Raw genomic sequence first — 1657 nt, 5'->3', positions numbered from 1 at the left:
CTTTCCTTCGGGACAGAGGAGACAGGTGGTGCATGGTTGTCGTCAGCTCGTGTCGTGAGATGTTGGGTTAAGTCCCGCAACGAGCGCAACCCTTATGCTTAGTTGCCAGCAGGTCAAGCTGGGCACTCTAAGCAGACTGCCGGTGACAAACCGGAGGAAGGTGGGGATGACGTCAAATCATCATGCCCCTTATGACCTGGGCTACACACGTACTACAATGGCCGGTACAACGGGAAGCGAAGCCGCGAGGTGGAGCCAATCCTAGAAAAGCCGGTCTCAGTTCGGATTGTAGGCTGCAACTCGCCTACATGAAGTCGGAATTGCTAGTAATCGCGGATCAGCATGCCGCGGTGAATACGTTCCCGGGTCTTGTACACACCGCCCGTCACACCACGAGAGTTTACAACACCCGAAGTCGGTGGGGTAACCCGCAAGGGAGCCAGCCGCCGAAGGTGGGGTAGATGATTGGGGTGAAGTCGTAACAAGGTAGCCGTATCGGAAGGTGCGGCTGGATCACCTCCTTTCTATGGAGAATCGTTTCCTGCGATGGAAACATTCAAATATGAAGCGTAAGCTTCAAAACTCAGGTTTAGGCCTGTTACTCACTCGTTGCTCAGTTTTGAGAGCTCAAACTCTCAAGCTTCGACGAATACTTCATTCACACATTCGTGTGGAACCGAAATATTCATCGGGTTTCGCTTCGATGAAGCGAATTGCACCTTGAAAACTGGATACCGAAACGAAATTGCGTTTTAGAATATTCCTTTAAGCTGATCTTGTGTAAACAAGTGAAATAAAGGTAGCTGCCTTGAATTTCATTCACACGTAAGTGTTGAACCGAAATTCAAAGCAAATCGTATTTACGATGTAAATACTAGGTTAAGCTACAAAGAGCACACGGAGGATGCCTAGGCGCCAGGAGCCGACGAAGGACGTGGCGAACAACGATAAGGCCTCGGGGAGCTGTAAGCAAGCTTTGATCCGGGGATGTCCGAATGGGGAAACCCGGCTGTCTTCATCGACAGTCACTACTCACTGAATTCATAGGTGAGTGAGAGGCAGACCAGGGGAACTGAAACATCTAAGTACCCTGAGGAAGAGAAAACAATAGTGATTCCGTCAGTAGCGGCGAGCGAACGCGGATTAGCCCAAACCAAGGAGCTTGCTCCTTGGGGTTGTGGGACGTCTCACATGGAGTTACAAAGGAACCGGTTAGATGAAGAGGTCTGGAAAGGCCCGCCAGAGAAGGTAAAAGCCCTGTAGTTCAAAACTTGTTCTCTCCGAGACGGATCCCGAGTAGTGCGGGGCACGTGAAACCCCGTATGAATCCGGCAGGACCATCTGCCAAGGCTAAATACTCCCTGGCGACCGATAGTGAAGCAGTACCGTGAGGGAAAGGTGAAAAGCACCCCGGAAGGGGAGTGAAATAGATCCTGAAACCGTGTGCTTACAAGAAGTCAGAGCCCGATCTAGGGGTGATGGCGTGCCTTTTGTAGAATGAACCGGCGAGTTACGTTCCCGTGCAAGGTTAAGGTGAAGAGCTGAAGCCGCAGCGAAAGCGAGTCTGAATAGGGCGAATGAGTACGTGGACGTAGACCCGAAACCGGGTGATCTACCCCTGTCCAGGGTGAAGGTGCGGTAACACGCACTGGAGGCC

The 1657-nt window shown here is 51.7% G+C and carries 2 rRNA genes; both read left to right on the top strand.

Annotation, left to right across the window (positions count from 1 at the left end):
• A 16S ribosomal RNA gene (locus G9G53_RS25570) occupies positions 1-524 on the top strand; the annotation flags it as partial.
• A 353-nt stretch (positions 525-877) separates the two neighbouring features.
• A 23S ribosomal RNA gene (locus G9G53_RS25565) occupies positions 878-1657 on the top strand; the annotation flags it as partial.

The organism is Paenibacillus sp. EKM206P (assembly GCF_011066155.1).
Classification (GTDB): Bacteria; Bacillota; Bacilli; order Paenibacillales; family Paenibacillaceae; genus Paenibacillus; species Paenibacillus polymyxa_D.
This window is presented reverse-complemented; position numbering and strand designations above follow the sequence as displayed.